Origin of the sequence: Mesorhizobium sp. M2A.F.Ca.ET.043.02.1.1 (genome assembly GCF_003952405.1) — a bacterium.
Taxonomy (GTDB): Bacteria; Pseudomonadota; Alphaproteobacteria; order Rhizobiales; family Rhizobiaceae; genus Mesorhizobium.
The window spans coordinates 4294809-4319317 of record NZ_CP034445.1 but is presented as its reverse complement, the minus strand read 5'-3'; the positions used below and the strand labels follow the sequence as shown (position 1 = coordinate 4319317).

General features: G+C 59.9%; 21 protein-coding genes and 2 pseudogenes. 18 read left to right on the top strand and 5 right to left on the bottom strand.

The features are described from left to right. The first annotated feature begins 796 nt into the window (after positions 1-796). The 7 genes and pseudogenes from EJ068_RS20570 (at position 797) to terL (ending at position 12088) form a co-directional block, all read left to right on the top strand. Entirely contained in the window at positions 797-2563 is a 1767-nt protein-coding gene (locus EJ068_RS20570) for a glycoside hydrolase family 16 protein (protein ID WP_127385974.1), read from the top strand. Positions 2564-2675: 112 nt separating this feature from the next. Beyond that, complete coding sequence (locus EJ068_RS20565; RefSeq protein ID WP_189342592.1) at positions 2676-5318, top strand: type I secretion system permease/ATPase; 2643 nt, start codon at positions 2676-2678, stop codon at positions 5316-5318. Beyond that, positions 5305-6729 (top strand): HlyD family type I secretion periplasmic adaptor subunit, encoded by a 1425-nt coding sequence (locus tag EJ068_RS20560; RefSeq protein WP_126079495.1) that lies wholly within the window; start codon positions 5305-5307, stop codon positions 6727-6729. Before EJ068_RS20565 ends, EJ068_RS20560 begins: the two co-directional genes overlap by 14 nt. Positions 6730-7046: 317 nt before the next feature. Further along, positions 7047-7307 (top strand): annotated as a pseudogene (locus EJ068_RS33400) (phosphomannomutase/phosphoglucomutase); the annotation flags it as partial. Between the two features lie 58 nt (positions 7308-7365). Further along, positions 7366-9665 (top strand): annotated as a pseudogene (locus EJ068_RS20550) (mannose-1-phosphate guanylyltransferase/mannose-6-phosphate isomerase). Between the two features lie 806 nt (positions 9666-10471). Then, positions 10472-11086: a hypothetical protein gene (locus EJ068_RS20545; protein ID WP_245463174.1), complete on the top strand. Its 615-nt coding sequence runs from the start codon at positions 10472-10474 to the stop codon at positions 11084-11086. Between the two features lie 336 nt (positions 11087-11422). Continuing rightward, the gene (gene terL, locus EJ068_RS20540) at positions 11423-12088 is read left to right on the top strand and encodes a phage terminase large subunit (protein WP_189341887.1); all 666 of its coding nucleotides are present in this window, start codon (positions 11423-11425) and stop codon (positions 12086-12088) included. A 269-nt stretch (positions 12089-12357) separates the two neighbouring features. Here terL and EJ068_RS20535 read toward each other — a convergent pair whose 3' ends face one another. Further along, entirely contained in the window at positions 12358-12810 is a 453-nt protein-coding gene (locus EJ068_RS20535) for a YidB family protein (protein ID WP_126079498.1), read from the bottom strand. 268 nt (positions 12811-13078) lie between these two features. On the opposite strand from EJ068_RS20535, the gene EJ068_RS20530 reads away from it, so the two are divergent. The 3 genes from EJ068_RS20530 to EJ068_RS20520 all read left to right on the top strand — a co-directional run bounded on the left by EJ068_RS20530 (position 13079) and on the right by EJ068_RS20520 (position 14264). Further along, a complete protein-coding gene (locus EJ068_RS20530; RefSeq protein WP_126079499.1) occupies positions 13079-13282 on the top strand; it encodes a hypothetical protein in 204 nt (67 codons plus the stop codon). A 259-nt stretch (positions 13283-13541) separates the two neighbouring features. After that, a complete protein-coding gene (locus EJ068_RS20525; protein ID WP_127249884.1) occupies positions 13542-13778 on the top strand; it encodes a hypothetical protein in 237 nt (78 codons plus the stop codon). Positions 13779-14042: 264 nt separating this feature from the next. After that, positions 14043-14264, top strand: coding sequence for a hypothetical protein (locus EJ068_RS20520; protein ID WP_127249885.1), 222 nt, complete (start codon positions 14043-14045; stop codon positions 14262-14264). A 509-nt stretch (positions 14265-14773) separates the two neighbouring features. On the opposite strand, the gene EJ068_RS20515 is transcribed toward EJ068_RS20520, so the two are convergent. The 3 genes from EJ068_RS20515 to EJ068_RS20505 form a co-directional block, all read right to left on the bottom strand. Further along, positions 14774-14905, bottom strand: a complete 132-nt coding sequence (locus EJ068_RS20515) for a DUF768 domain-containing protein (protein ID WP_127249886.1) — start codon at positions 14903-14905, stop codon at positions 14774-14776. A gap of 224 nt (positions 14906-15129) precedes the next feature. After that, a complete protein-coding gene (locus EJ068_RS33890) occupies positions 15130-15420 on the bottom strand; it encodes a hypothetical protein (RefSeq protein ID WP_189341886.1) in 291 nt (96 codons plus the stop codon). A 395-nt stretch (positions 15421-15815) separates the two neighbouring features. Continuing rightward, the gene (locus EJ068_RS20505; protein WP_126079503.1) at positions 15816-16124 is read right to left on the bottom strand and encodes a hypothetical protein; all 309 of its coding nucleotides are present in this window, start codon (positions 16122-16124) and stop codon (positions 15816-15818) included. Between the two features lie 322 nt (positions 16125-16446). Between EJ068_RS20505 and EJ068_RS20500 the strand changes: the two genes are divergently transcribed. The 4 genes from EJ068_RS20500 (at position 16447) to EJ068_RS20485 (ending at position 17788) form a co-directional block, all read left to right on the top strand. Further along, a complete protein-coding gene (locus EJ068_RS20500) occupies positions 16447-16749 on the top strand; it encodes a hypothetical protein (RefSeq protein ID WP_127249887.1) in 303 nt (100 codons plus the stop codon). A 114-nt stretch (positions 16750-16863) separates the two neighbouring features. After that, positions 16864-17058 carry a hypothetical protein gene (locus tag EJ068_RS20495; protein WP_127249888.1) on the top strand — a complete coding sequence of 65 codons (195 nt, stop codon included), beginning with the start codon at positions 16864-16866 and terminating at the stop codon, positions 17056-17058. A gap of 51 nt (positions 17059-17109) precedes the next feature. Continuing rightward, positions 17110-17352 (top strand): hypothetical protein, encoded by a 243-nt coding sequence (locus EJ068_RS20490; protein WP_126079506.1) that lies wholly within the window; start codon positions 17110-17112, stop codon positions 17350-17352. Positions 17353-17500: 148 nt separating this feature from the next. Beyond that, a complete protein-coding gene (locus EJ068_RS20485) occupies positions 17501-17788 on the top strand; it encodes a hypothetical protein (RefSeq protein ID WP_126079507.1) in 288 nt (95 codons plus the stop codon). An 864-nt stretch (positions 17789-18652) separates the two neighbouring features. On the opposite strand, the gene EJ068_RS32710 is transcribed toward EJ068_RS20485, so the two are convergent. After that, positions 18653-18793 (bottom strand): hypothetical protein, encoded by a 141-nt coding sequence (locus tag EJ068_RS32710; RefSeq protein WP_189343274.1) that lies wholly within the window; start codon positions 18791-18793, stop codon positions 18653-18655. 495 nt (positions 18794-19288) lie between these two features. On the opposite strand from EJ068_RS32710, the gene EJ068_RS20475 reads away from it, so the two are divergent. The 4 genes from EJ068_RS20475 to EJ068_RS20440 all read left to right on the top strand — a co-directional run bounded on the left by EJ068_RS20475 (position 19289) and on the right by EJ068_RS20440 (position 24414). Further along, complete coding sequence (locus EJ068_RS20475; RefSeq protein ID WP_245463173.1) at positions 19289-19630, top strand: hypothetical protein; 342 nt, start codon at positions 19289-19291, stop codon at positions 19628-19630. 1400 nt (positions 19631-21030) lie between these two features. Continuing rightward, positions 21031-22059, top strand: coding sequence for an NAD(P)/FAD-dependent oxidoreductase (locus tag EJ068_RS20455; RefSeq protein WP_245463172.1), 1029 nt, complete (start codon positions 21031-21033; stop codon positions 22057-22059). A gap of 304 nt (positions 22060-22363) precedes the next feature. Then, positions 22364-23206, top strand: coding sequence for an exodeoxyribonuclease III (gene xth, locus EJ068_RS20445; protein WP_127249891.1), 843 nt, complete (start codon positions 22364-22366; stop codon positions 23204-23206). A 245-nt stretch (positions 23207-23451) separates the two neighbouring features. Further along, complete coding sequence (locus EJ068_RS20440) at positions 23452-24414, top strand: manganese catalase family protein (protein WP_126079512.1); 963 nt, start codon at positions 23452-23454, stop codon at positions 24412-24414. The last annotated feature ends 95 nt before the right edge of the window (positions 24415-24509 follow it).

Below are 24509 nucleotides of genomic sequence, written 5' to 3'. Positions count from 1 at the left end.
CATCCGGCCGGGTGCGACAACAGGCTCGAAGGCTCGTCAGCGATGCGCCATCGCAAGACATCCCACCCATCCCTTTCGACGACCTCAAATGCGAACGACCCGCGCGAGCCACCGGGCACCCAAAGCGACCGCAACATTTCAACCGAAGATACGATCGTGGCAGGCCATCTGGAAGGGTGCCCCGGCGCGGTCCGTTGATCACTTTCCATATTAGAACGTGTTAATAAGTTACATTAGGAATGTGTTAACAATCACCCGCCGAGCCTCATTCTCGCCGCAAATCGTAGTATGGTCGCCTGTGTCATATACATCGTCTTCGAATAATTTACGCAGGTACAAGACGGTGTCTGAGCAAGTTTAAATGCGGAAATGCCTGTGTTTACTTAGGGGTGCGGGCGGAATGAGAACAAAAAAGACGCAATGAACTAAGGGACTACTGTGCTTATACTTAATAGCAAGCTCGGCGGCGCGCCCGCCGGGAGACATGCGGTCGACTTCAATTCGGCTGCGGCTCAAATCGTTGAAAGCCTTGTGCGCGTTGGCAGCGACACCGTACACGGGTTCAGGGGCGAGAACCTGACAAGCATTCCCGTCGACAAGACTCGTCTTCGATGGTGAAATCAACGTTGAGCCCGCTCGACATCAGTGTCTGGGGCGAAGACACCCAAATCTCCCCTCCTTTGTAATCAGTCGCGTTGCCTATGCGAGTTTGAAATCAGTTCTCGTAGCCCAGCTACGAGTTTCAAATCAGTTCGCGTTGCCTAGCTGCGCGTGCGACGTCTCACGCACTTTGGCGATGCGCGGCAGTGAATTTTTTTCAACGCCCAAGAAGGATCACGGAATGACTCTTTCCGCACCAACAGGCTTTGCCTCGAGCGACCTCGTCTATGAGGAAAACTTCTCCGGCACGGCGCTCGACAGCGATTGGCATACCTATATCACCAGCAATGCCGCCAACGGCTGGGCCTGGAATAGCAATGGGTCGGGAGGAAGCACGCCGGGCGGCCCATATAATGCCGACTATGAAATGCCGAGCCAGGTGTCGGTGAGCAACGGGACCTTGGATCTCACGGCGATCAAACAGCCCATCAGCGGCATAAATCAGGGTGGGGTGGCACAGACATTCCCGATCACGTCCGGCGCCGTCAGCAGCTACGGCAACTTCGAATTCAACGGCGGCTACCTTCAGATCAGCATGAAGGCGCCGAGCGGCGGAGGCGCATGGCCAGGCCTCTGGCTGATGCCCGGCGACGGCGCGGGCAGCAGCGGCGACAATTTCGAGCTCGATATACAGGAGGGTGGATTTACCGGTTCTGGGCCGGCGGACAACAATTTCTCCTGGCACCTCCACGGACCGTCAGGGTGGGTCGGCGACACCATCGACAGCGGCATCAACCTCACGGGCGGCTTCCACACCTACGGCATCAACTGGGTGCCTGGTGAATCGATCACCTGGTATCTGGACGGGAAACAAATGGCGCAAGTGACCAGCGCACAGGTCGCGATCCCGGATGAACCGATGCAATTGATCATGAGCAATTCGGTCGCGAATTCGAACGCGTCCGGATGGCATACGGCTCTGGATAGTTCGACCCCTTCGTCGATGCAGATGCAGATCGACGAGGTTCAGCTTTATCAGAAGGCGGGCAGCGGCGACACCGTTACGGGTGGCAACGTCGCTCCGTCGACGTCATCGACCCAGCCCCCGACGGCTGCGCCAACCAGCCCAACGACCCCGACGACAGCACCTACCCCAACCGCCCCGACGACTCCAATGACGACAACGACCCCGACGACAGCACCTACCCCACCCGCCTCGACAACTCCAATCACCCCAACGACCCCGACCACCCCGTCAGTGATCGCGCCGGTCCTCACCATCGCCGACCCAACGCTCAACGTGAGCGGGCTGGGCGGTACGGTCGACCTCGGGGTCAAGGTGACAACGACCGACCCCAACGATCTCGTGACCGTGACGTTGACGGGCTTGCCGAAGTACGAGACGATCACCGACAAACTCGATGGCAAGACGTTCAGTGGCAAGAGTATCACCTTGACGGCCGCGCAGGTCGACAGCGGATTGACGCTGCAATCGAACTACAGGGGCGCGGCTCATCCGGTTGCGACACTCACGCTGACGGCAACGGCGAAGGATCCGGCCACAGGCGCCGTCTCGACAGCCTCGCCGCAGACCATCGCCGTAACGGATCCTCGGCCTGCCGCCACCACGACCTCGCCGCGGGTGATCGCCCAGACGGATCATGAGCATGCTCCCGCTAGGTCGCTAGCGTCCTGGTCAACCCGGCGCTTTGCTTGGCTGAACGAGCACAGGGACTTGGTCGCCGGCACCGCTAAGACCTTGGCGTCGCAAAACATTACTATGGCAGATCATCCGCTTGCGTCCGGCACGAGTAGAGCGTCCCTCGCAAGCCAGAGTTTTGCGCTGCTGAACCAGTACCTAGCCGGCAACTCTGGCCACGTCGATCACGGTCAGATCGTGGCGTCCTTGTCGAATGGAACCAACTGGAATCACGACTCGTACCTGACCAGACCGCAACATTGATCGCCTCCGCACCCAGGGGCTCCAGCGCCTGGGTGCGGCACCGTCAAGTTTGTGAATCTGAGAAGGAACATCGAAAGAACGCGGACGCGTATCCGCGAAGGGTTAAGCCAGAATGGCGATGCAGAACGAGAATGCCCACGCCGCAGACTTTGGACTTCGAGCCCTGGCTCTGTTCCTTCGCTTTCACGGCGTGAACGTTAAGCCCGACCAGATCCGCGATCGCTGTGGCGGCGGCGGTGCAATCGGCATCCGCGCGATGCTTCGTTGCGCCCGCGAGTTCGGGCTCAAGGTCGGTTCGCGCAAGACACAGTGGAAACAACTTGCGGATATCCGGTTGCCCGGCATCGCTTCACTGCATGATGGTGGATTTCTGCTTCTCGGAAAGGTCAGCGACAAAGGCGCGGTTGTGCTGCATCCACCCTCTTCAAATGCGAAGCTGATCACGCGAGCGGAATTCGAAGCAATGTGGGACGGCCGTTTGATCTTGGCTGGATCACAGAACGTCGCGCAGCGGGCGCTCCATGCCCTTATTGGCCGTGGGCGTGATCTGGTACGGCGCGCCAGCGGTACCTTGATGCGTGTTCGTTTCGCCGATCGACGCGATGAGGCCGCCCAGACGGCGGGCACTGCGTCTGAGTGCGGCGATGACCCAAGGCTCGTCGCCTTGGCGATATTGCTGCGTTGCCATGGCATCGCGGCCGAGCCGGACCAAATTCGGCATCGCATGGGCGCGGCGCGAGTGGGCGTTACCGAAGTGCTGCGCTGTGCAAAAGATTTCGGACTCAAGGCTCGGGCACAGAGGACGAGCTGGAATCGGCTTGCGGTTACTCCGCTGCCGGGAATCGCCGTGCTTCGGGACGGTGGATTCCTGATCCTTGGCAAAGTCGTCGGCGACAAGCTCCTCGTTCAGCGCCCATCGTCGCCGCAACCCATTACAATGAGCCAGGCCGAACTTGAGTCCATCTGGGACGGCGATATCATCCTGATGACCCGGCGCGCTGCCCTTACGGACCTGTCCCGGCGGTTTGACATCGGCTGGTTTCTCGGCGCGGTCCACAAATACCGCCATCTTCTCGGCGAAGTGCTGATCGCGTCATTCTTCCTTCAGGTCTTTGCCCTCATCTCGCCCCTGTTCTTCCAGGTGGTCATCGACAAGGTGCTCGTGCATCGAAGCATGAGCACGCTCGACGTCCTGGTCGCGGGCCTTATCGCGCTGACCGTTTTCGAAACTGTTCTCGGCACGCTGCGCGTCTATCTGTTCGCGCACACGACGAACCGCATCGACGTCGAGCTCGGCGCCCGGCTGTTTCGTCACCTGATGGCGTTGCCGATCGCATATTTCCAGACACGCCGCGTCGGGGATTCAGTCGCACGCGTCCGCGAGCTCGAGAATATCCGGCAGTTCCTGACGAGCTCGGCGCTCACGCTTGTCATTGATCTCGTCTTCACCGTCGTTTTCCTTGCGGTGATGTTCTATTACACAACTCCGTTGACTCTGATCGTCCTGTCGTCGTTCCCATTCTACATCGGCATTTCTGCGGGAGCTGCGCCGCTGTTTCGCCGGCGCCTCGATGAGAAGTTCGATCGCGGCTCGGAGAATCAAGCTTTTCTGGTCGAGACCGTGACGGGCGTCGAGACGCTGAAGGCCATGGCGGTCGAGCCGCAGATGCAGCGCCGCTGGGAGGAGCAGCTCGCCGCCTATGTGACCGCAAGCTTCCGCGTGCTCAGCCTGAACAATACTGCGAGCCAGGCGGTGCAGATGATCAACAAGCTGGTCGTCGCCGCAACCCTTTACTTCGGCGCCAAGCTCGTGATCGGCGGCGACCTGACCGTCGGCGAGCTCGTCGCATTCAATATGCTGGCCGGGCGCGTGAGCATGCCGGTGCTGCGGCTCGCGCAGATCTGGCAGGATTTCCATCAGGCCCGCCTGTCGATCGATCGCCTTGGCGATATCCTCAACACCATTCCCGAGCCAAGCTTCAATCCTGGCCGCGCCGCATTGCCGGCAATCCGCGGGCAGGTGACATTCGAGCATGCGACTTTCCGCTACCGGGTCGACGGCCCCGAGGTGCTGCACGATGTCTCGTTCAGCGTCGAGCCCGGTCAGGTTATCGGCATCGTGGGCTCCTCGGGGTCAGGCAAGAGCACCGTCGCCAAGCTGATACAGCGGCTCTATGTGCCGGAGAGCGGACGCGTGCTGGTCGATGGCGTCGATCTGGCGATGGTCGACCTAACCTGGCTTCGACGCCAGATAGGTGTCGTCTTGCAAGAGAACGTGCTCTTCAACCGATCCATTCGCGAGAACATCGCGCTCGCTGATCCGGCTATGCCGATGGACCGCGTCATTGCAGCGGCATCGCTGGCCGGCGCTCACGACTTCATCCTCGAGCTGCCGGAGGGATATGACACCATCGTGGGCGAACGCGGCAGCAGTCTTTCCGGCGGGCAGCGCCAGCGTGTCGCAATCGCTCGGGCACTCATTGCCGATCCGCGCATCCTTATCCTCGATGAGGCGACCAGCGCCCTGGACTACGAAAGCGAGCGCGCCATTCAGCAGAACATGAAACGAATCTCTGCAGGCCGAACCGTCTTCGTCATCGCTCATCGGCTCTCGACCGTGCGCCACGCGAACCGGATCATCACGATAGAGCATGGCCGTATCGTCGAGGATGGTACCCATGATGACCTGATCCGCTCGAACGGGCGTTACGCAAACCTCCACTATCTGCAGGCTGGCATCCATGAAGTCCGCTAGCCGAAACATCGTCCCATTTCCGAGAGCCCAAGTTCGCCGCCACGAGCACGAAGTAGCGTTCCTGCCGGCAGCGCTCGAAATCACCGAAACGCCACCGTCGCCGATCGGTCGCGCGATCGCGGCGAGTATCGTCGCAGTCTTCTGCGTCACGCTGATTTGGGCGTCGTTAGGCAGCATCGATATCGTCGCAACGGCGACGGGCAAGATCGTGCCAGACGGGCGCACCAAGCTGATTCAGCCGTTCGAGACGGGCATTGTCCGCGCCATCAATATACGCGATGGACAGAACGTGAAAGCCGGTGACGTGCTGATCGAGCTCGACCCGACCATGACGGAAGCCGACCAGCAGCGCCAGAGAAGTGATCTCCTTTCGGCCGAACTCGACGTCGCCCGGCTGCGCGCCGCGCTCGCCGAGGATCCACTTGCGGCCTTCCGGCCGCCGCAGGGCGCGAGCGCAGTGGACATCGAGATGCATCGTCAGTTTCTGATCAGTCAGGTCGCCGAACAGAACGCCAAGCTCGCGGAGATCGAGCGCCAGCAGAATCAGAGAGAAGCGGAACGATCAACGACCTTGGCGAGCGTCGCGAAGCTCCAGGCGACGACACCGGTGCTGCAGGAGCGAGTCGATATTCGCAAAAAGCTCGTCGACAACGCGCTTGCTTCGAAGGTCGACTATCTCTCCGAGTATCAGGAGTTGGTCGGCCTTCAGCAGGATCTCAACCTGCAGCAGAGCCGGCTGCGCGAAGCCGATGCAGCCATCGCGGTGCTAAGGGAAACGAGAGAAAAGACCGTCGCGGAGTATCGGCGCGCGACCTATGACGCACTCGCGAAAGCCGACCAAAGGGTTGAGAGTGCCGAGCAGGAGGAGACCAAGGCAGAGCAGCGCACGAAGTTCCAACGATTGACCGCGCCGGTCGACGGCGTCGTACAACAACTCGCCGTTCACACGATAGGAGGCGTGGTCACGCCTGCTCAGCCGCTGGCCGTGGTGGTTCCGAGCGAGAGCCATCTCGAAATCGAGGCCATGCTCTCCAACCGAGATATCGGATTCGTCCACCCGGGACAGAAGACGGAAATCAAGGTCGACACATTCAACTTCACCCGCTACGGGCTTCTTCATGGAGAAGTGCTCAGCGTGTCACCGGACGCCATACCTCGCGAGAGGCAGAGCGGTTCGAACGACCGCGCATCGGGCGCAGAGCAGAGCGACAGTGAGCCGAGGGGTCAGGAACTGGAATATGCCGCGCGCGTTTCGCTTGACCGTGCGTACATGCAGGTGGACGACAAGCTCGTCAAGCTCAGTCCGGGCATGGCGGTGACGATCGAGATCAAGACTGGCGCGCGCAGTATCATTGGCTACTTTCTCTCGCCGCTGGCGAAATACAAACACGAAGCGCTGCGAGACCGTTAAGAAAGCGCACGAGACATCCTTGCGGCCGTCGCAGGGGTGCTTCAATAGGATGGGGGCAGACCGGGGCATTCGGACTACCCCAATTCATGAAGAGAGCTTAGGCTACACAGCGTGCTAGGATCGTTCCGTGCGCAATTGCGGATGGAAACGTGACGCTCAACCTAGTCGGTCAAGCCAAGTCGAACATATTCGCCTTCGAAACCAGCGCTCTCGTCAAGGCCACTGGCTTCCGGGAATGCGACACGTGTTGGTGGTTGGGGCATCCAGGCTCCGAGAAAGAGCCCGAGTTCAATTTGATGGTGGTACAGGCGCTCGGCATGGGGCTCGGCTTCGATGACGACGGCGACCGCGATTGCGACGTCGATGGAGGCCGCGAGATTTTCGCAGACAAGTTTGGCGTCATGCTGGCGCGGAACATCTCCGCGCTGGATCCGAAATCTACGTTCGTCATGGACGTGACGCCGACGGGGCTGTTCATGACGGACCCGGCTCTCGCGCAAAATAATTCCATGAGCGACTACTGGAGGACCGGGCACTCCTGCATCAAAAGGCGTGCTGCCGAGCTCCATGCCATGGCCCTGCGCCGCAATCCAGAAGTCGGCGCCTACAGCCAAACATTCTGAGAGGAACTGGACCATGCCGGGCCGGATCGTGTGTTTTGTCATGAGCGGGGGCGTTGGTTCACGGCTATGGCCGCTCTCGCGCGAAGACAATCCCAAGCAATTCCACGACATTTCCGGCGACGGATCCATGCTTGCGAAGACCGTTCGGCGTCTCAAGGCCCGGTCCGAAGGTGAGACCCCAATCTACCTGATAGCGTCCGAGCGGCATGCCGATCGCGTCATCTCCGACATCAGTCCACTCGGATAGGACGGCGGCAGACCGATTTTCGAGCCAGTTGGCCGCAACACCGCCGCGGCAGTCGCCATAGCAACCCTGCAGACGATCTTCGAGCATGGCTCCGACGCGCTTGTGCTCGTGGTCCCCTCCGATCATGAGATATCAACCGAGGCGCAATTCTGGGAAACCGTCGAGATGGGCCGGCCTGTGGCCGAGTCAGGACGCCTTGTCAATTCGGCATCAAGCCGACACATCCGGAAACCGGGTACGGCTACATCGAGGTTGCGGCAAATGCTGACGGCGTGGCCGCCGTTGCGCGCTTTGTCGAGAAGCCCGATGCCGAGACAGCTCGCCAATATGCGTCTTCGGGGAGGTTCTATTGGAACGCCGGCCTGTTCCTGTTTCGAGCGGACACGATGCGGCAGGCATTTCTTGAGTTCCGGCCAGATATCTGGGACAGCGCCGAACGGGCCTATAAGACCGCACGGACCGACGTTTCAGGCATCTACCTACCACAGAGCTTCTACTCAGCTGTCCCGTCGAGTTCGATCGACTACGCCGTCATGGAGCGTGCCCACGACATCGCGATGGTTACGGCCTCCTTCCGCTGGAATGATCTTGGATCGTGGCAATCGCTGCTCGAAGCCAGCCCTGTCGACAGCGACGGCAACGTTGTGAGGGGAGATGTCGTCGCGATGGACTGCAGCAGGTCCTACCTTCGAAGCCAGGGCAGGCTGCTGACCGTCGTCGGAATGAAGGATGTGGCGGTGGTGGCAACACCGGACGCGGTATTTGTTGCCCCCGTCAGCCACAGCCAGAACGTCAAGAAGGTTGTCGAGCAGTTGGAGAAGAGCGGACGACTCGAAACCAAGTTCACGGCGTCGGAAGACCGGGTCATCGTCAGTGGGTCATGGCGCAAGCGCGTCGAGCACTGGCTTTTCGACGAAACACTGCCGGTATGGTCCACTGCAGGGGTCGACGATGTGTATGGCGGATTTCATGAGTCGCTCGGTTTTGATGCGAGGCCGCTACGCAAGCCCAAACGCATGCGGACAATGGCACGTCAGATCTACGCTTTCGCGGTGGCCAAGGAACGCGGTTGGCCTGGGCCCGCCGACAAACTTCTCAACCACGGGATCGACTTCATCGCGAAATGCGGTCGTACCGACCGTGGCGGCTGGGTACGCACCCTAAAATGCGACGGCGGCGTGGCTGATCCGGCGGAGGATGCCTACGACCAAGCCTGTGTGCTGCTGGCGCTTGCCCATGCTCATCGATGCGGCCACCAGGATGCCCTACGGCTTGCACAAGAGACATTTCATTTCATCGACACGCATCTCGAGGACGCCAGCCTGAACGGCTTCCTCGAGAGCCCCGTCTGGAGCGGGGTGCGGCTCTCGAACCCTCACATGCACATGCTGGAATCCTTCCTTGCCTGGCATGGCGTCACGGGCGACCGCGCATACCTGCGTCGCGCGGCACGCGTCATCGATCTCTTTCGATGCCATTTCTTCGACCAGGAGAGCTGGACACTTGGAGAACGCTTCGACGTCGATTGGCTGCCGTTGCCGGGAGACGAGGGACAGTGGACCGAACCAGGCCACCATTTCGAATGGGCCTCCCTCCTCGTCGATTTCGCGCGGGCGAGCGGCCAGAAGGACTTAGTTGCGTTTGCGAGAAAGCTCTATTCGTCGGCGGTTGCCAGCGGTTTGAACCGGGCCACGGGTCTGGCCTATGCAGCCGTCTCGCGCCACGGACTGCCCCTCGACCGTCTTTCGCGAAGCTGGCCGCAGTGCGAGGCGATCAAGGCGGCAGTTGCGCTTGATGGTATTGGCGGGCCTGACTTGAAACCCGAGATCGAAGCGCGCGTTGCCCGGCTCTTCAGATGGCATATCGATCCCGCACCACTTGGCTTATGGATCGACAGGATTGATGAGCGCGGAAGGTCAGTAGCGACGGAGGTCCCCGCGAGCATCTTCTACCATCTGGTCACAGCTTTGATGCAGTACCTGGACAAGACCGGGGGACAGGTCGAGGCTTTCCCGCTGCCAGTTTCGGAAACCGGTAAGTCCTCTCTTAGGCAGGTCTACGCCTGACTTGACGGTCCCTCGTCAGGCGGAATGCAGTGCAAGCTCGCTGGGCTGCCGAAGGGCTTCACGCTGCTCGGGCTGAAAAGGTCGTTTGGCGCCTATCTTCGTCGAAGTCGAGCCTTCGACCAGCGGCTCATGTATGTATTAGACAGATTGGCAGGCGTAGGCTTCTGCCTCCAGCGCTCAAGCTTTTCGTGCCGGGTCGCCCCTGCTGAGATCCTTCGGGCGCTCATTTTCCGGCGTCACCCCGACGCCATGCGTTGTAAACATTAGCAAATGCTGATACATGGCTGACGGAGCCGGCTGGCTCACAACGGCAGGCTCAAGGCCCGGCAGTCATACCCGCACACCCAAACGGCAAGATTGTCGGGCCGCTTACGGACAAGTCATCCAACGCTTGCGCTGCTCCGGCGTCATAGCGCGGTTTGTAAGCTGAAGATTCCGATCGTCACAGCCGGTCGGTCTGACATTCGCTGCAAAGGATGATCTTGAGCAAGTCCCATGAAGGCATGGCTGGTCTGGCCCGAACCGGCGCACTGGCTCGCCTGCGCGTTGGGTCAGACAGGAATGACGCTCCGATGCTGCAGCGAATTTCATCGCCGACCATTGGTACCCTCCTCTCCGCCCCTATCGAACTCGCCGGCGACTGGGGCCGCATGATCCCTCGTTCCGCCGATTAGATCCTTGAGCGCATGCGCCATGCATGTCTTGACGGTGTCCGCCTCGTCTCCGATCGTCAACCGACAAAGCTCCGCGTCGAGGAGCATACCGCCGGTCCGCCCTCCATATGGCTGCATCCTGATGGGAACAGCATGGCATGGATCATCGTCGACATCGGCGAGCGGGACTGGTCGAAGCTTGCCTACCAGTTCGGCCATGAACTCAGCCATGTGACATCCAACAACTGGCAGGCGGACGCCAAGCCGGCACCTCCTTGCCAGTGGCTCAAGGAGGCGATGGTGGAGGCCTTCTCGCCGCGTGGTCTGGGACTTTTTGCAAAAAGCTGGAAGACGGACCTGCCCTTTGCCGGCGACAACGCTTTCGGCGACGCCATTGCCGGATATCGCGAGGATATCATCATACGCTATAGCAGGCTCGCCGACAGCCAGGGGCTCGCCCGCGATTCTGCAGCATGGTTCTCCGACAACCGCAGCGCCGTTCGCCCAAGCCAGTCCCTGACCATTCTTGCCCAGTACCATCAGGCTCCGGACAGTGTCGAGGCGCTTGGCGCATTCAACTGCTGGCCAGAGCGCACAGCTGTTCCAGCCGGCCAATATCTCCAACGCTGGAAAGCGAGCTGTGCCGAGTTGCGCGCCTCGACGCAACGGCGGTCAGCTGACTGGCCGCGGCGGCGACATCATCATCATCGACGATCCCCTGAAGGCGGAGGATGCACATTCCGAAACGACGCGCAACAAGTGCGCTGAATGGGTCTGAACGACTTTGATGTCGCGCTTCGACAACCCGGCCACCGGCGCCGTTATCCATGTCATGCAGCGTCTCCATGTCGACGATCTGGCGGGTGTCCTTTTGGAGGCGGGCGGCTGGGATCACCTCAATCTCTCCGCAATTGCCGACGAGGACGCCCGAATTCCAATGAGCGCAAGTCGCTGGCAGGAGCGCAAGATCGGTGACCTGCTCCATCCCGCTCGGCTCGGAATGCCTGAGCTTGACAGGCTTAAGCGCGATCTCGGGTCGTTCACCTTTTCCGCCCAATACCAGCAGTCCCCTGCCCCGGCGGATGGCAACCTCGTCAAACGCGCTTGGTTTCGCTACTACGACCTGGCTCAGTTCGATCGTCGTTCAATGACGATCGTGCAGAGCTGGGATACCGCTCTGAAGGGCGACCGAGTTGCGACTATTCGGTCGGCTCGACCTGGGCGAAAGACGATACCAAGTACTACCTCCTTGACCTCGTCCGTATTCGAGCGTCTTACCCCGACCTCGTCAAGGTCGTCCGCCAATCCATCGATGAGCACAACCCGGACATCGTCCTGATCGAAGATGCAGGCTCAGGTTCGAGCCTGATCGCGGATCTGGATAGCCAAGCCATCGCCACCACCCCGGTAAAAGCTCGGATCGACAAAGAGTCCCGTTTGATCCGCGCAGCAGCGATGATTGAAAATGGCAGCGTCTACCTGCCGAAAGACGCGCACTGGAAGGACGACTTTATCCTTGAGGTGCTTGCCTTTCCGAACGGCAGGCACGACGACCAGGTCGACTCCATGTCCCAGGCCTTGATCTGGATGAAACGACAAGCCGACGGGTGGGTTCTACATCGGGAAGTGCTAGCCGGCCCGTCGAGCGATCGATGTCTGCAAAGGGGCCGAAAGCGGATGGTCAGCTTATGGCGTCGCCCGTCGAATGCAGACAAAAGTGGCCCTTTTTGTAATGAAAAGCCCACCACCGGAGCACAGTGGTGGGCCTGACATGGCACTAGGAATGGAGAGCCGATCTGAGGGACGTTGGATCGGCCGCCCGACACCGAACTACGAGATGCGCCTCGTGTTCCAGCCTAATCGCCCTCAGGCTGCTACGGCGCTGTCGATTTCCTTCTTGACACGTTGTTCTGGTTTGAATACCGGGCGACCCCTAGTACATGGCCATCGCCCTTCTGGTGAGCACTGCTTGGCGCCTGGCGGGCGGCTGTGCGCTGTGGCGGAGGCAGTTCGGACGACACACCTCGACTAATGGCCGACTAGGCCCCGGTACGTGGCGGCACCCGATCAAGAAGAGTAATGTCCTCCGAGCCTGCAGCGGGCATTTCGCCATTCGGAGTCAACTTGTTGATCGCCTCAGGCAAATCACGCGTTATCCTGGCGATCAGTTCATCCCGGGACAAGCCCGTCTGCATTGAAAGCGAAGTCAGCGTTTCATCGTCGATCGCCGTCTCGACCTCTTTCGGCTCGATGGGTTGGTTCGGGCCGGGGCTGACCCAGGAATCCACCTTAGACCCGGCTCCCGCATTCCTGAATCGCTCGACGATATCGCCAAGCGCTGTACCGGAAACGCCTTTGGATAGTTGGTCCAGTATGCCGCCCTGCGGATTGTTCGGATCGCGACTCCCGCGCAGCAATTCGCCGATTTTGTCGCGATTTTGGTAGGCGAGCACGCCTAATATGGCCACAGCCAATCTGCCCAGATTTGCCATTGATCATCCTCCCAGCAATCACAGGGAAGCAGTTGTGGGCGGAAAGGTTCCGTAGCGGACGAAAAGTAGCCGGCAGCGTGTTGGAGCAAGATCGGCGGCATATCAGCTTCATTGGCTACGCAGCCAATTGCCTATGATTGAGCCGCTGCCCCGGATATATCGTTCTACACAATCCTCAATTGGTGGACTCCCGCGATATATCGGCAGCTAGTGTGTTCCGCCGTCAGGCCAGAAGGAGGGCAATGCCTGCGGAATCCGGGAGGAAACGATGACTGCAAAAAAAGAAGACTACCGCACGAACAGAGCTGACTATCTGCTTGCCGCGAAGAAAGGTCGAGCGACCGCTGATGATGATCGCAATGAGTCACTGGCAAGGGAGATGTGCCAAAAGGACTGGCGCTTAGCCGCGTTGGCCGCAAATCCCTGTAACAGCCTGCCGGAACCGAGGAAGCCAAGCCGCCCGCTTCTGTAAGAGCGGAAAGTCGCCTATTTGGGTAAGGCGTCCAGCCCTTCCGCCGCTCCGGCGTCAGAGCATTTTTGTGAACTGCAAGTTCCGATCATCGCGGCCAGCGGCGCGGCATTCGCTGCAATAGATGATCTTGAGCAGTTCCCAATGAAGGCAGGGCTGGCCCGGCCCGAACCGCCTGGCCAATGAGGCGACGTCAGTACCGCCCCATGGAACAATTTCTGGGCGCTCGGCATTGTTTGTCGAATTCAACGGAGGCCAGCCAATGTCCATCATTGAAAGCATCACCGGCATCTTCTCATCGAAGGAAGAGCCGAAAAAGGGGCGTGCAAGAAAGGCCGCTGCGCCGAAGAATGCAGCTCCGAAGAAAGCCGCTGTTAAAGCGTCCGCTGCCAAGAAAGCCGGTGCCGCACCGGCGATGTCAGCCCACTCGAAAGACTCTGCCTCAAAGGGTAAGTCAGGGCAGCGCAAGGCGGCCGCCAAAAAGAAGGCAGTCCACTGACGAAAGAACCCCGCGAAAGCGGGGTTTCTTTTACAGAACCGCCACCGGTTAACTCCCCAGGATCTCGGCCCGGCGCCTGCTTTCAGGCAATTCACCCTACGAAGGCGCCGGCCGTTCTTAGCGGAGACGGCCAGAGGTCGGAAACGGCAGCTGCGTAGATAGCTCTAAGGCAGGACGTTGCGGATTATTTCATGAGCGAAAAAGCCCGTTGCCAATGCCAAGGAGACGGGACAAGCCACCGAGCTCCAACAAGGGAGGGACCACGTGTCCAAAAGCTTTTTCGTCGAAGAGATGGCCGGCGATTTGCCGACCACAAGCGGCGAGATTACTGCGGAGACGCCTGAAGAGGCCGTCGCCCGCGTGATCAGCGACGCTGTTGTAACGGAAAATTGGGAAGCCGGCGCCGACGAGAAATGGGTCAGAGTGACAGACAACGAGCGCGGTATAATCTATCGATTTCAAATCCCGCCTAAGACGGCTGACTAGCCGGCCTGTTCCTACAATCTGGGTTGCAGAGAGGCCGGGCTACTGGGGAACTTATCGCATCCCTGCAATCTCTTCAGGTATCCGTAAGCCGGAGGCCTCCCGACACAAAGTCGTTCGCGCCGCTTCTTTGGAGGCGCAGCGTCCGTCTCCTCCCCGAATGCAAGGACTTCGCTCCTGCCGTTGAACCTCCACGTCCCACGAACGTTGAGCGCGACTAAGACCTATCGCCAGGGAGTGCAAATGACCAAACCGATCGAGAGCTGGAACGATACGTACAAACCAGTTGAGCTTGCCCAGAAATACGGTCTAACAATCGGGCAGGCTAAGATCGTCATCAGCTCCAACGGCCCTTCGAGACATGGCTGCGAAGTGGGAGCGGAGGCTTTCCGGAATGCCTTGAAGATGCGGACCGGGCGGAAACCTTCACGTCATCGTTCCGCCGGTCCAAATCCCCAGGCAGGTTGACCCAAACTCCATCAATCTGTGCGGCCGCCTTGTTGGTGGATGCTTCAAGCACGGCCTGATACGCCGGTATCTTCCTCGATTTCGTTGCTGTTGATGCGGAGCGACCTTGCATCGGCGAACCGGTTTTGCACCATCTCGGCGACAGAGATGACGTCATGATGCGCTTGCTCGGGCATATACTGGCAATCCATGATGCAGGAAATCGGTGCCGCGCGTTCATTAAAACAGAATGGCCGAAAGAACGGCCAAGCCGATTGACACAGGCACCGCTACCAGCAAACTCACTTCAACAATCAGGGTTTCTTTGTCGCTAAACAATGCACTTTTACTGGGGTTTAGGTTCCGAGCTACGAAGAGCCCGCTGGAGCTTGGTCAGCGGGCAGGTGGCCCGCTCGCGAACTCAACGTCTCGCGAAGAGAGCTTCTTCATCATCCCGCTGACGGCCTCCAAGGGCGGCTGCCGCACTTGCGATGAACGCTCCAATCACCAGCGCCAATGCGCCAATCAATGCTGATGTTGCGCTCGCCTTGCGTGCCTCGTCGGCGGCGGCCTTGGCTTTGTTTTTCGCGTCCTCGATGTTCCCCAAGACCGCATCAACACGCTTCGTGGCGTCAGCCTGTGACAGCCCCGTCCGCGCGGCTACCAGGCGCGCGAGGTAGGCTTTGTCGTCGGCGGAGACTTGGCCACTCACCGCGCTCACAGTGAGTATACGTGTTGCTTGCCCTACCGCGGCACCATTATCCTCGCCATTGGGGTTTGCTACTGTGCCTGCATCCGTGGGGCGGAAAAGAGAGTCCACAAAATAACCAAGTGCGTTGCCGGCCTGAGGGCTTGAGTTCGCCGCGGCTGCGGTGGCCCCTGTGGCGGCACCAAATGCGACATTGGAGGCTGCTTGGACCCCTGCGCCGAGAACCGAGGAAGAGCAGAACTCAGGACGCCCGCGACAAGGGGCACACCAGCGGCGGGCTAACGGCGAATGAACATGTTGCGCTGCCCCGAGTCCGATTGGGCTTCGCTGGTTCGCGAAGCTAAGGTGCTATTGGGCGACCTGGATCCCAAGTCAGTGGAAGAGAAACCGGCCGGCGACTAGATCCGCGTCACCTTGTCGAGATGCAGTCGCAGCCTTTGGCCTTCAGCATAGTTCAGAGCATATTGCTCGCTCACAAAGGTGCGGGCGCTTTCTTTCCCGTCCTCCTGGACGAGGACGTGCCATTCCCCACAAACCTCGGTTATCGAGACGGAATTCACGGTGCAATGCTCTGCGCTATAGGGATTGAGCAACGGTCTCGTCTCAATCAGTAATTCGCGCGACCGCTCGATCGCTTCCTTCGAGCTTGCGATGAGTACGACGTCGAGCGCTGTTTGGTTTGGGCAAGTGGAGACTGGATCGGCCAACGAATTGCTCCCGGTCTGGGTTCAGACAAGAGCGCGGTCGGTGTGTCTCTCAGCCGCCGATGTCCACAAGGTCGTTACCGGCGATAGGTCACTTATGCGCCCGTGCCGCATCGCCACCAACCACATTTGATATGGCAGTAGTCGCACGTTCCATCACAAGAGCCCGTTCGCCTGGGGAGGGTCGAACGGGCTCCGGGGTCTGGGCCCCCGGCTGCGCTGGGACCTCGGCACGAGCTGCGCAGCGAAACACAACAAGGCGGCTGGCGGATTGTTCCATTAGCTGGCGCTTGCTAACTATCTGCCGCTCCGGCATTGTAATGGCATGGCCAAGGGCAGCATAAAGGTCGGCGACGAGGTCGCCATAACGGCAACCGTGCGCAAGCGCGTGACAGAGGACAGGATCAGCGTTTTGATCCCGTCGTACCATCAACCACATTCGATCGTGGACACCACGCCTCACATCAGCAGCGGGCAGCAGATCGAGATTGTGGGAGAGGTCACACGCGTCGACGAGGACACGGTGACGGTCGGCGGCAAGGATCTCGGGATAACGGTCAAGACGAACACTGTGCGGCTGGTGACGAGCCACGTTCCACCTATGAGGAAGGCACCCTCCGCTAACTAGGCAACTTAGTCGCCTGTGGAGCGCCGTTCGCCTAGGTCGGCTCGCGCGCTCGCACCTCTGAGCCGGAACAAGGCCTGGCGATCATCGTTGGAGCGGTGACCGAAACGGGGCGCTATGCATGAAACCTACCAAGTCGAGGAGATGGCCGGCGAGACGCCGGTTTCCCGTAACACAGTCACCGCCAAGTCGCCGTGGGAGGCTGCGACCCTCAGTAACAAGAAAGAGGTCCAGGCGCGCAGAGAAGAACGGCTATGGGTTCGCGTTACCGAAGAAAGCGGCCGCGCGGTATACAAATACGCGTTCAAATAGCTGCCCTCGCCGGACCGGCGGAACGAGCAAAGGACAGGTGCGTTCCTCTTCATGGTTCTCGCCGACGAGATCGAAATGGTGAAAGGCCATGTGAGGCTGGGTGAGCAGCATCTGCTTCGTCAACACGAACTCATTGCCCAACTGGAGCGGGACAACCTGCCGACACGTCTAGCCATCGAATTGCTCCACCAATTAGAGGACATGCAAGCTCTGCACCGCCTGCATTTATCGCGGCTGCTGCGCATGGCTGTGGATAGTAAGCCCTCGTTCACCATATCAGGGCATCCAAATTAAAGGCGCAAACAGCGCGCCTAATCTGGACCTGCGTCAATTGAGACGCGCCCCACCCAAACGGCGGCCCGACGCTTTCAATCCGGGACCCCAACCAAAGTATGCGTCGGCCGCCAGATTTTTAGGCCTGGGATTTCGCGGGGGCGAGATCATGCAATGGCTGGAGCGAATGAAGGCGGCCATGTCCGCCAGAGAATTTCTGGTAGTGCCGCCCCGGGAAGCCCGCTACGAAAGCGCAGCCTATCGGGCTCAGATGGCGGCTGCTCTATCGGCCGCGATGCCCGACTCTACGTTTACCGTGACGCTTGAGCATCCGCAGCAGCAGGACGAGGAAGATACCTTTGTCGAGCCGAACGGCGTAGTGCTCAATCTGGAGCCGTTTCTACAGCGCGTTGCCGAAGCCCTGGCACCCTTCGTTGCCGACAAGACGCTCAACTAGACTAGCTGGCACCCCAGACACACGATGCCCGGCCTGCGGGGAGTCGGGGGGACTTCGGGCGGACAGGCCGGGCCCTTACCCCGATGAAGTGCGGGGCAGACTCGCATTATGCGCCAGCGTTGATCCCTCGACATTAACAATTTTAGGTATCGCTCACGAAAAGCCCGTCGCAGCTAATAAGCGTGAGCGACGGGCTTTCTGAATTCGTGGCTAACACCCCCGAGGGACCGACCACTGCCTGTAGAACTCGGTGTGATCGCATGTTGTTCCATTTTGCTACGCCATGCGCCCTCGGCGTGCTCCATCGCCTCAAAGATCAGCTCGGCAACGCTATCGACTTCTTCGTTAAATTTCCCTGGGTGAAATGCCTCCGCGTTCGGCCCCCTTCATCAATCAAGCCAGATCGCTCAATGCCACCGGATCATCCGAAATCGGTAGGTGTTCAGCCATCCATCGATATATGAATCGAGCCCCTCGCGTGCTCATCCGGCTATAAGCGAAATAAGCCTATCAGGTTCCGCTTTAGCGATGAGCCCGCATCGAGGGGAACGATGCGGGCTCTATGTCGGGTGATGCAAGCCCGACCGCGACGCCAGCACAGCCTAACCAAAAGATGCGTCGCCGTTATCCGAACCGCCGCCTGGCTGGAATGTTCCAGCAACAAAAAGCCCGCTGGCTGGGAGCTAGCGGGCTGTGCAATCTCCGTGGGTGGGCTGTCAGTCGGACAAGGACCGGCGGCCCCGATGGTCCAGCAACAATGGCTGTGAGCTTCGCCTTGCAACGAGCACAGGCGATCGCTGCGAAACAAAGCGATGGAGCGAGCGTTGTTCTGCTGTTCAACAAGGCTAGCGGCATGCCCACTTTTCATTTTTCCACGTCGACAACGGCGAATTCAACCCCGATGATGAAGGCGTCGATCTTCCCGATCTGGATGCCGCGCGCCTGGAAGCAGTGCGCGCGGCCGGCGAGATGATCAACGACAGCAAGCAGTCTTTTTGGGAGCATATGACCCCCTGGATCATGAACGTAACGGATGACCAAAATCGGCTTCTGTTCACTCTCCAGTTCGCTGCAAAGGTGCCATCTGGACAGGCCCTTTACATTCCGCGAGAGGGCGAAGCAAAAAACCCGCTGGCCGAAGCCAGCGGGTGAGAGGTGGTTGGTCTCGGACCCACCAGGACCGAGCGACCAATCATGTGCACGGGCCGCGCCTACAAATTTTTAGGGAAGGGCTTGCTTCAGGCGCAGCTCGTCGATCTCCCGCTTCAGGTCCTGGATGACGTCACGACGCGCGCCGAAGTCCTGACAGTTCGTCAATGCGGCAATTTGAAGTCCGCCGGTCGCCCGATTCCGCCGCATCCACTCGTTGTGCATCACGCCGGTCGGAAAGTAGCGCCTTCCGCCCCGTCTGCCGGGTTTCCGTGGCGTGCCACGTTCCGTGCCGGACCTGGAACCAATCGCGCGCGCCCAAGTTAGGAAGAGCTTATCGGGGACTTCGCTATGCTCCTTGCCTTGGACGATGCGATCTCGTCGGCTGTTTTGGCCGGCCGAGGGGCAGATGTGGAAATCTTCGGCGTGGTCGACCTCACCAGCAAAATTGAAACGCGGATCAGCGCTTTAAGCGTGGGGCACGCCATCCAGTTCGTCGCCAACGCGTCGGTGCTCGGTTACGATGTTCGCGGTGCCATGGTCCATACGGGTTACCGGGCACGCCAAGCCTCAGGAAATGGGGCTGCGACCGCCTGTGGTCGCAATACGGTGGCGCCTTGCTCCAGCCTTGAATGCCGGACGCGGGCGCGCTGCAGTAAACTGGGATTGCCGATCCCACCGGCTAAACGCTAATCCTCGTACCTCCGTGCTGACGGCCGGCGCTCGTAGTCTACTGGGGCATTGCCAATATTCGAGCCTCTCCACGCCCGACCTCGCGTCCAAGCTTGAAAGCGGCATAGACTGCGCCGAGAGTTATCAGCAATCTGAGCATGATTGTTCTCCGTTCAGGGCAGAGGAGCCGGAGCAACTCCTGTTGGTTCCGGCAATCGTCCTCGAGTGGAACCCGCGCCCCTCGGCAAGGACGCGGGCCGGTGTCTCCACCAATCTGCGGTCGCTTGAGGGGACGATCGCAGACCTCTTTTCAACAAGCTGAATTACCGCTTGTTCCTTCATCAAAAGAAGAACCGCGACTGAAGCCCTCTCGTGAAGGTTCGAATTAGAGCGCCGGCTTCAGAGGGGTGAACAAGCTAGCGACCGGTGACGCCCTCGGCAGAGAGCGAAAACCAATCCCGCAGTCTTCGAGGTGTTTCGGTCCGGCTGCCGAGGAAGAGAACATACCTTTCCAAATCCAGAGCTTGGGTAGTTCCAGTCCGACGGACGCGCGTGCAATTCAAGAGACTCGTGGTGGCGTCGCGAGCGGCGTGCTTTCAGTGCCAGTGCGCTACATGCACACGCCGCCGGAAGTTCTTTGCCTCGACGACGTGCAAGCTACCGTCGATCTGGTTTGCGCCTACTGTCGACGATTGACGCCTGAGCTGGACTTCACGCCAGAATGAGGGGGTTCCCTTCCGGCATAGGCATGACCAGAAGGTCCCTTCACCTTTCAACAGTTCACTGGTCCCGATTGGCGCCGAGCTTGCTTCTGGAACAGATGACCGTTGACGGAGTTCGGTAGTGGGCAGCAGGCTCCAATCTGCCCAAGCGGCCCGCTGCTACTTCTCTTGGCTGAGGCATCACTAGCAGCGGCCACTCCGGCTAAACGCGACATGATTGATATGGGGAAGAAGGAAAAGCTTAGGGCCAAACATAGAGCTGAAAAGCCTTTAGAAAGCGCGCTCATCGCGGAAGCAGCCTACTACGCCCGCAGGTGCGGTATCACCATCCACGAAGCCGCTAAGATCATTCGACAAGCCACACACCGAACCAGATAGTTTCGCCGACCAGACGTCATGCTCAGACTAACCACCTCGAGTTACCGCCATCGTGCCACTGGCGACAACCATCCAGTTCACTTCGGCCTTCTTCATCTGCCCTCGAAGCTCCGGTTTCAGGCCCTTGTCGAGCATTGTGACAATCGAGCCTGGATCCTCGAGATGGCTGAGTCTCTTCGGTCGTTACGTCGAGCAACATGTTCTTGCGGCCGAGATCGTCTTCGCCCCGGCCTTGGGTGAAATAGCGCATGCAGCAAGCTCGCCAACCGCGCCGCCGAACTGCTCCATTTTTTAACCTCCCGCCAGCAGCAACTTGACTGGATGCTGCACAAGCACGCTAGCGGAACAACAAGGGCCTGTGCTTGTTCGGCGGCGATGATCAATCCGGGCATCAATCGCTTTTGCGATGTCGCTGTTGTGGGGGGCGGTCCTGCCGGTCTTGCCGCGGCCGTCTATCTGTCTCGCTTCTTGCGATCCGTGCTGCTCTTCGACGCCGGCGACGGACGGGCGGAACTCATTCCCAAGACCCACAATTGCCCAGGCTTTCCCGATGGCGTTTCAGGCAAGGATCTGCTGGCCCGCTTGAGAGCGCAAGCGATGGCATACGGAACCGAAATAGTCGCGGCGGGCGTAAAGTCTCTGACAGCAAGACCCGGTGCTTTCGTTCTGGCAACGACTACCGGTCATGTTCATGCGTCCCGCGTTGTGCTCGCGACGGGCGTCGTCGATCGGGCCCCCGCTATGCATGGCCTGCGCAAGGCGATTGCGGCAGGGATTGTTCGGCTGTGTCCTGTTTGCGATGCCTATGAGGTTCAGGGACAGCGCATCGCGGTTGTTGGCCCCGAACGCTCGGCTCTTAAAGAGGCTCTGTACCTGCGGCACTACAGTCGGGACATTTGCATCATATGCAACTATCCCGAAGACGTTTCAGGGTCTACCCGTGCGAAGGCTGGCGCCGCCGGCATTGCGGTCCGGGACTTCGTGGACGATCTTGTTCCACGGAACTCCGGCCTCGATCTCGTCATGGCGGATGGATCGACGGAGCGGATCGACGTGCTTTATGCCGCCATGGGGTGCGACGTTCGATCGGAACTCGCCATGGAAGTTGGCGCGCACTGTGATGAGGACGGCTACATTCTCATTGGACCACACGCGCAAACCTCGATCGAGGGGGTCTACGCCGTCGGAGACGTGGCCAAAGCACTGAACCAGATAGCGGTGGGATTTGGTCAGGCGGCTTTGGCATCCACTCATATCCACAATGCCATGCTAGCGGAGCGAGCCGGCTCACGATGCGAGAAAGAGCCAGAAGCGCATCATCAGTCCCCAAATCCACGACCTGGCGGATGATAATAATCCACAGGTCAATTACCGGCTTTGATGCCTATCAGCCTTCGGTCACGCCCTCATCGCGGCCACCGACGTTTCACAACGCGGAAACCGTACCTGCCACCGTTGATGCCATGCACCTTGTTCAAATTCTGCTCCCATGCATGGACAACCAAGGGCAGCCTTTCGGGCAGGAAGAATTCGAGAGGGTAAAGGAAGAGCTGGCTGGCCGTTTCGACGGCGTTACCGCTTTCCTCCAGGCTCCTGCGGATGGGCTGTGGAGAATGGGGGCCGAGGGTGTTCGAAATACCCCTGGGATATAGCGATGACGCGGATCGCGACGTTCAACGTCAATGGCGTCAATGGCCGCTTGCCGGTGCTGCTGAAGTGGCTTGGCGAGACTGCCTATGACGTGGTCTGCCTCCAGGAACTGAAAACGTCGGACGACAAATTTCCGATCGAGGCAATTCGAGATGCCGGCTTCGGCGCGATCTGGCACGGCCAGAAATCCTACAATGGCGTGGCAATCCTCGCGCGTGGAACGGACCCGGTCGAGCGCCGCCGCGGCTTGCCGGGCGATCCCGATGATACGCATAGCCGCTATTTAGAGGCGGAGATCGACGACCTTGTCGTCGGCTGCATCTATCTCCCCAATGGCAATCCGGCGCCAGGCCCCAAGTTCGATTACAAGCTCCGCTGGTTCGAACGTCTCCTGACCTACATCAAATCCCTACTAGACGAGCACGCCGTTCTCTGTGGCGACTACAATGTCGTCCCCACCGAGATGGACGCTGTAGTGCCTGCGCGCTGGTTGGGCGATGCCGTCTTCTTCCTGGAAAGCCGGAGCGCCTACGCTCGCATGCTGGACCTGGGCTGGGTGGATGCGATTCGCCGGATCCACCCAGGCAAGGGCATATACACCTATTGGAACTTCTCCTGTCGCGGCGGCTACGATCGCAGCTCCGGCCTGCGCATGGATCACTTGCTTGTAAGCCCATCGCTTGCGCAGACGATCCAAGCTGCAGGTGTCGATGTCGAGACCCGTGGGTGGGAAAAGCCCAGCGATCACGCACGCCTGGATCGACGTCGACCGATGAAACCGCCGCGCTTGCCCCCCCTTCCGGCCTGGACCTTTGTGCTTGTTCAGCCCGCGCCGATAGATCACTGACCCGTCGTCCCGAGGTGCGTCGATTGACCGGTCAGACGCGCTCCCGATCGCCGGCACGATATTGTCGCGCTAGTCGAGCGTGCCGCGGGCGCGGCGTGATCGCCCTCAAGGCTCATCAAAGCAAAAATTCCACCAGAAGGTTCTTTCGCCCTGAGCCAAGAGCGGGTGACCATCCGCCATTCTATTTCCGCGAGGAACAATCACCGCGCCGCGATGTTAGGGAGCCTCAACCCTGGAGGCCCCCCATGTTCATGCACAACAAGCGACTGCAGTACACCGTCCGTGTCTCGGAACCCAATCCGCGTCTCGCCTGTATGATCATGGAACAGTTCGGAGGCGCCGATGGCGAGCTTGCCGCCGCCATGCGCTACTTCACCCAAGGGCTGGGCGAAGACGATGTCGGCCGCAAAGACATGTTGCTCGACATCGCAACCGAGGAATTGAGCCACCTGGAGGTCGTCGGCTCGATTGTCACCATGCTCAACAAAGGCCTGAAAGCACAGCTTGCCGAAGGGCAGATGAAGGAGGCAGAGCTCTACTTGATGGTTGGCGCCAGCGGCACGACGGCCAAGGAGTCCATCCTGTTCGGCGGCGCACCTGCGCTGTGCGACTCCGCTGGGGTGCCGTGGACTGCCGCCTATATCGATTCCCGCGGCGAGCCCACCGTCGACCTGCGGTCCAACATTGCGGCGGAGGCAAGGGCCAAGATCGTCTATGAGCGGCTGATCAACATCACCGATGATCCCGGCGTCAAGGACGCGCTAGGGTTCCTCATGACGCGCGAAATCGCGCATCAGAAATCGTTCGAGAAAGCGCTGTACGCGATCGAGAACAACTTCCCCACTGGCAAGCTCCCCGGCATCGAGAGATTTGCCAGCATGTACGTCAACACGTCGCAGGGCGAAGGGGACATAAACGGGCCGTGGAACTCGGGCGATGAATGGGACCGCGTGGACGACCTTGAGGAAGTCATGCCGGCGGACGATGGCGATGGGACGGCAACAGTCAAGCTGGCGGCCAAGGACATGAAGATCGTAGCCAAGATGGGCGAGCGCACGCTTTCTGACCCCTCCTCCGCTCCGACCACGGGCGCGGATCTAGGTGCCGGACCGGGGGCCGGACGAACCAAGAATGGCGACATGGGCGGCGCGGCGAGCATCAAAGAGGCGCCTGCGCGGGCAGAGGCCACCCCTCGCAAGAAAAGATGAAGTGGGCTGATTGGGCCCTGCCAATTTGACGAGGCCCGGTGCGTCCTTACGGGGTACACGAGATGCCAAAGGCGGGAGAGACAGCCCTCGCTGGC

What these genes read in the sequence shown, in the direction of transcription:
- EJ068_RS20570 (WP_127385974.1), top strand. Translation starts at nt 797, where the DNA reads ATGCGCGGCAGTGAATTTTTTTCAACGCCCAAGAAGGATCACGGAATG.
- EJ068_RS20565 (WP_189342592.1), top strand. Translation starts at nt 2,676, where the DNA reads ATGGCGATGCAGAACGAGAATGCCCACGCCGCAGACTTTGGACTTCGA.
- EJ068_RS20560 (WP_126079495.1), top strand. Translation starts at nt 5,305, where the DNA reads ATGAAGTCCGCTAGCCGAAACATCGTCCCATTTCCGAGAGCCCAAGTT.
- EJ068_RS20545 (WP_245463174.1), top strand. Translation starts at nt 10,472, where the DNA reads ATGGCATGGATCATCGTCGACATCGGCGAGCGGGACTGGTCGAAGCTT.
- EJ068_RS20535 (WP_126079498.1), bottom strand. Translation starts at nt 12,810, where the DNA reads ATGGCAAATCTGGGCAGATTGGCTGTGGCCATATTAGGCGTGCTCGCC.
- EJ068_RS20530 (WP_126079499.1), top strand. Translation starts at nt 13,079, where the DNA reads ATGACTGCAAAAAAAGAAGACTACCGCACGAACAGAGCTGACTATCTG.
- EJ068_RS20525 (WP_127249884.1), top strand. Translation starts at nt 13,542, where the DNA reads ATGTCCATCATTGAAAGCATCACCGGCATCTTCTCATCGAAGGAAGAG.
- EJ068_RS20515 (WP_127249886.1), bottom strand. Translation starts at nt 14,905, where the DNA reads ATGCCCGAGCAAGCGCATCATGACGTCATCTCTGTCGCCGAGATGGTG.
- EJ068_RS20500 (WP_127249887.1), top strand. Translation starts at nt 16,447, where the DNA reads ATGGCCAAGGGCAGCATAAAGGTCGGCGACGAGGTCGCCATAACGGCA.
- EJ068_RS20495 (WP_127249888.1), top strand. Translation starts at nt 16,864, where the DNA reads ATGCATGAAACCTACCAAGTCGAGGAGATGGCCGGCGAGACGCCGGTT.
- EJ068_RS20490 (WP_126079506.1), top strand. Translation starts at nt 17,110, where the DNA reads ATGGTTCTCGCCGACGAGATCGAAATGGTGAAAGGCCATGTGAGGCTG.
- EJ068_RS20485 (WP_126079507.1), top strand. Translation starts at nt 17,501, where the DNA reads ATGCAATGGCTGGAGCGAATGAAGGCGGCCATGTCCGCCAGAGAATTT.
- EJ068_RS32710 (WP_189343274.1), bottom strand. Translation starts at nt 18,793, where the DNA reads ATGCTCCCAAAAAGACTGCTTGCTGTCGTTGATCATCTCGCCGGCCGC.
- EJ068_RS20475 (WP_245463173.1), top strand. Translation starts at nt 19,289, where the DNA reads ATGCTCCTTGCCTTGGACGATGCGATCTCGTCGGCTGTTTTGGCCGGC.
- EJ068_RS20455 (WP_245463172.1), top strand. Translation starts at nt 21,031, where the DNA reads ATGCTGCACAAGCACGCTAGCGGAACAACAAGGGCCTGTGCTTGTTCG.
- xth (WP_127249891.1), top strand. Translation starts at nt 22,364, where the DNA reads ATGACGCGGATCGCGACGTTCAACGTCAATGGCGTCAATGGCCGCTTG.
- EJ068_RS20440 (WP_126079512.1), top strand. Translation starts at nt 23,452, where the DNA reads ATGTTCATGCACAACAAGCGACTGCAGTACACCGTCCGTGTCTCGGAA.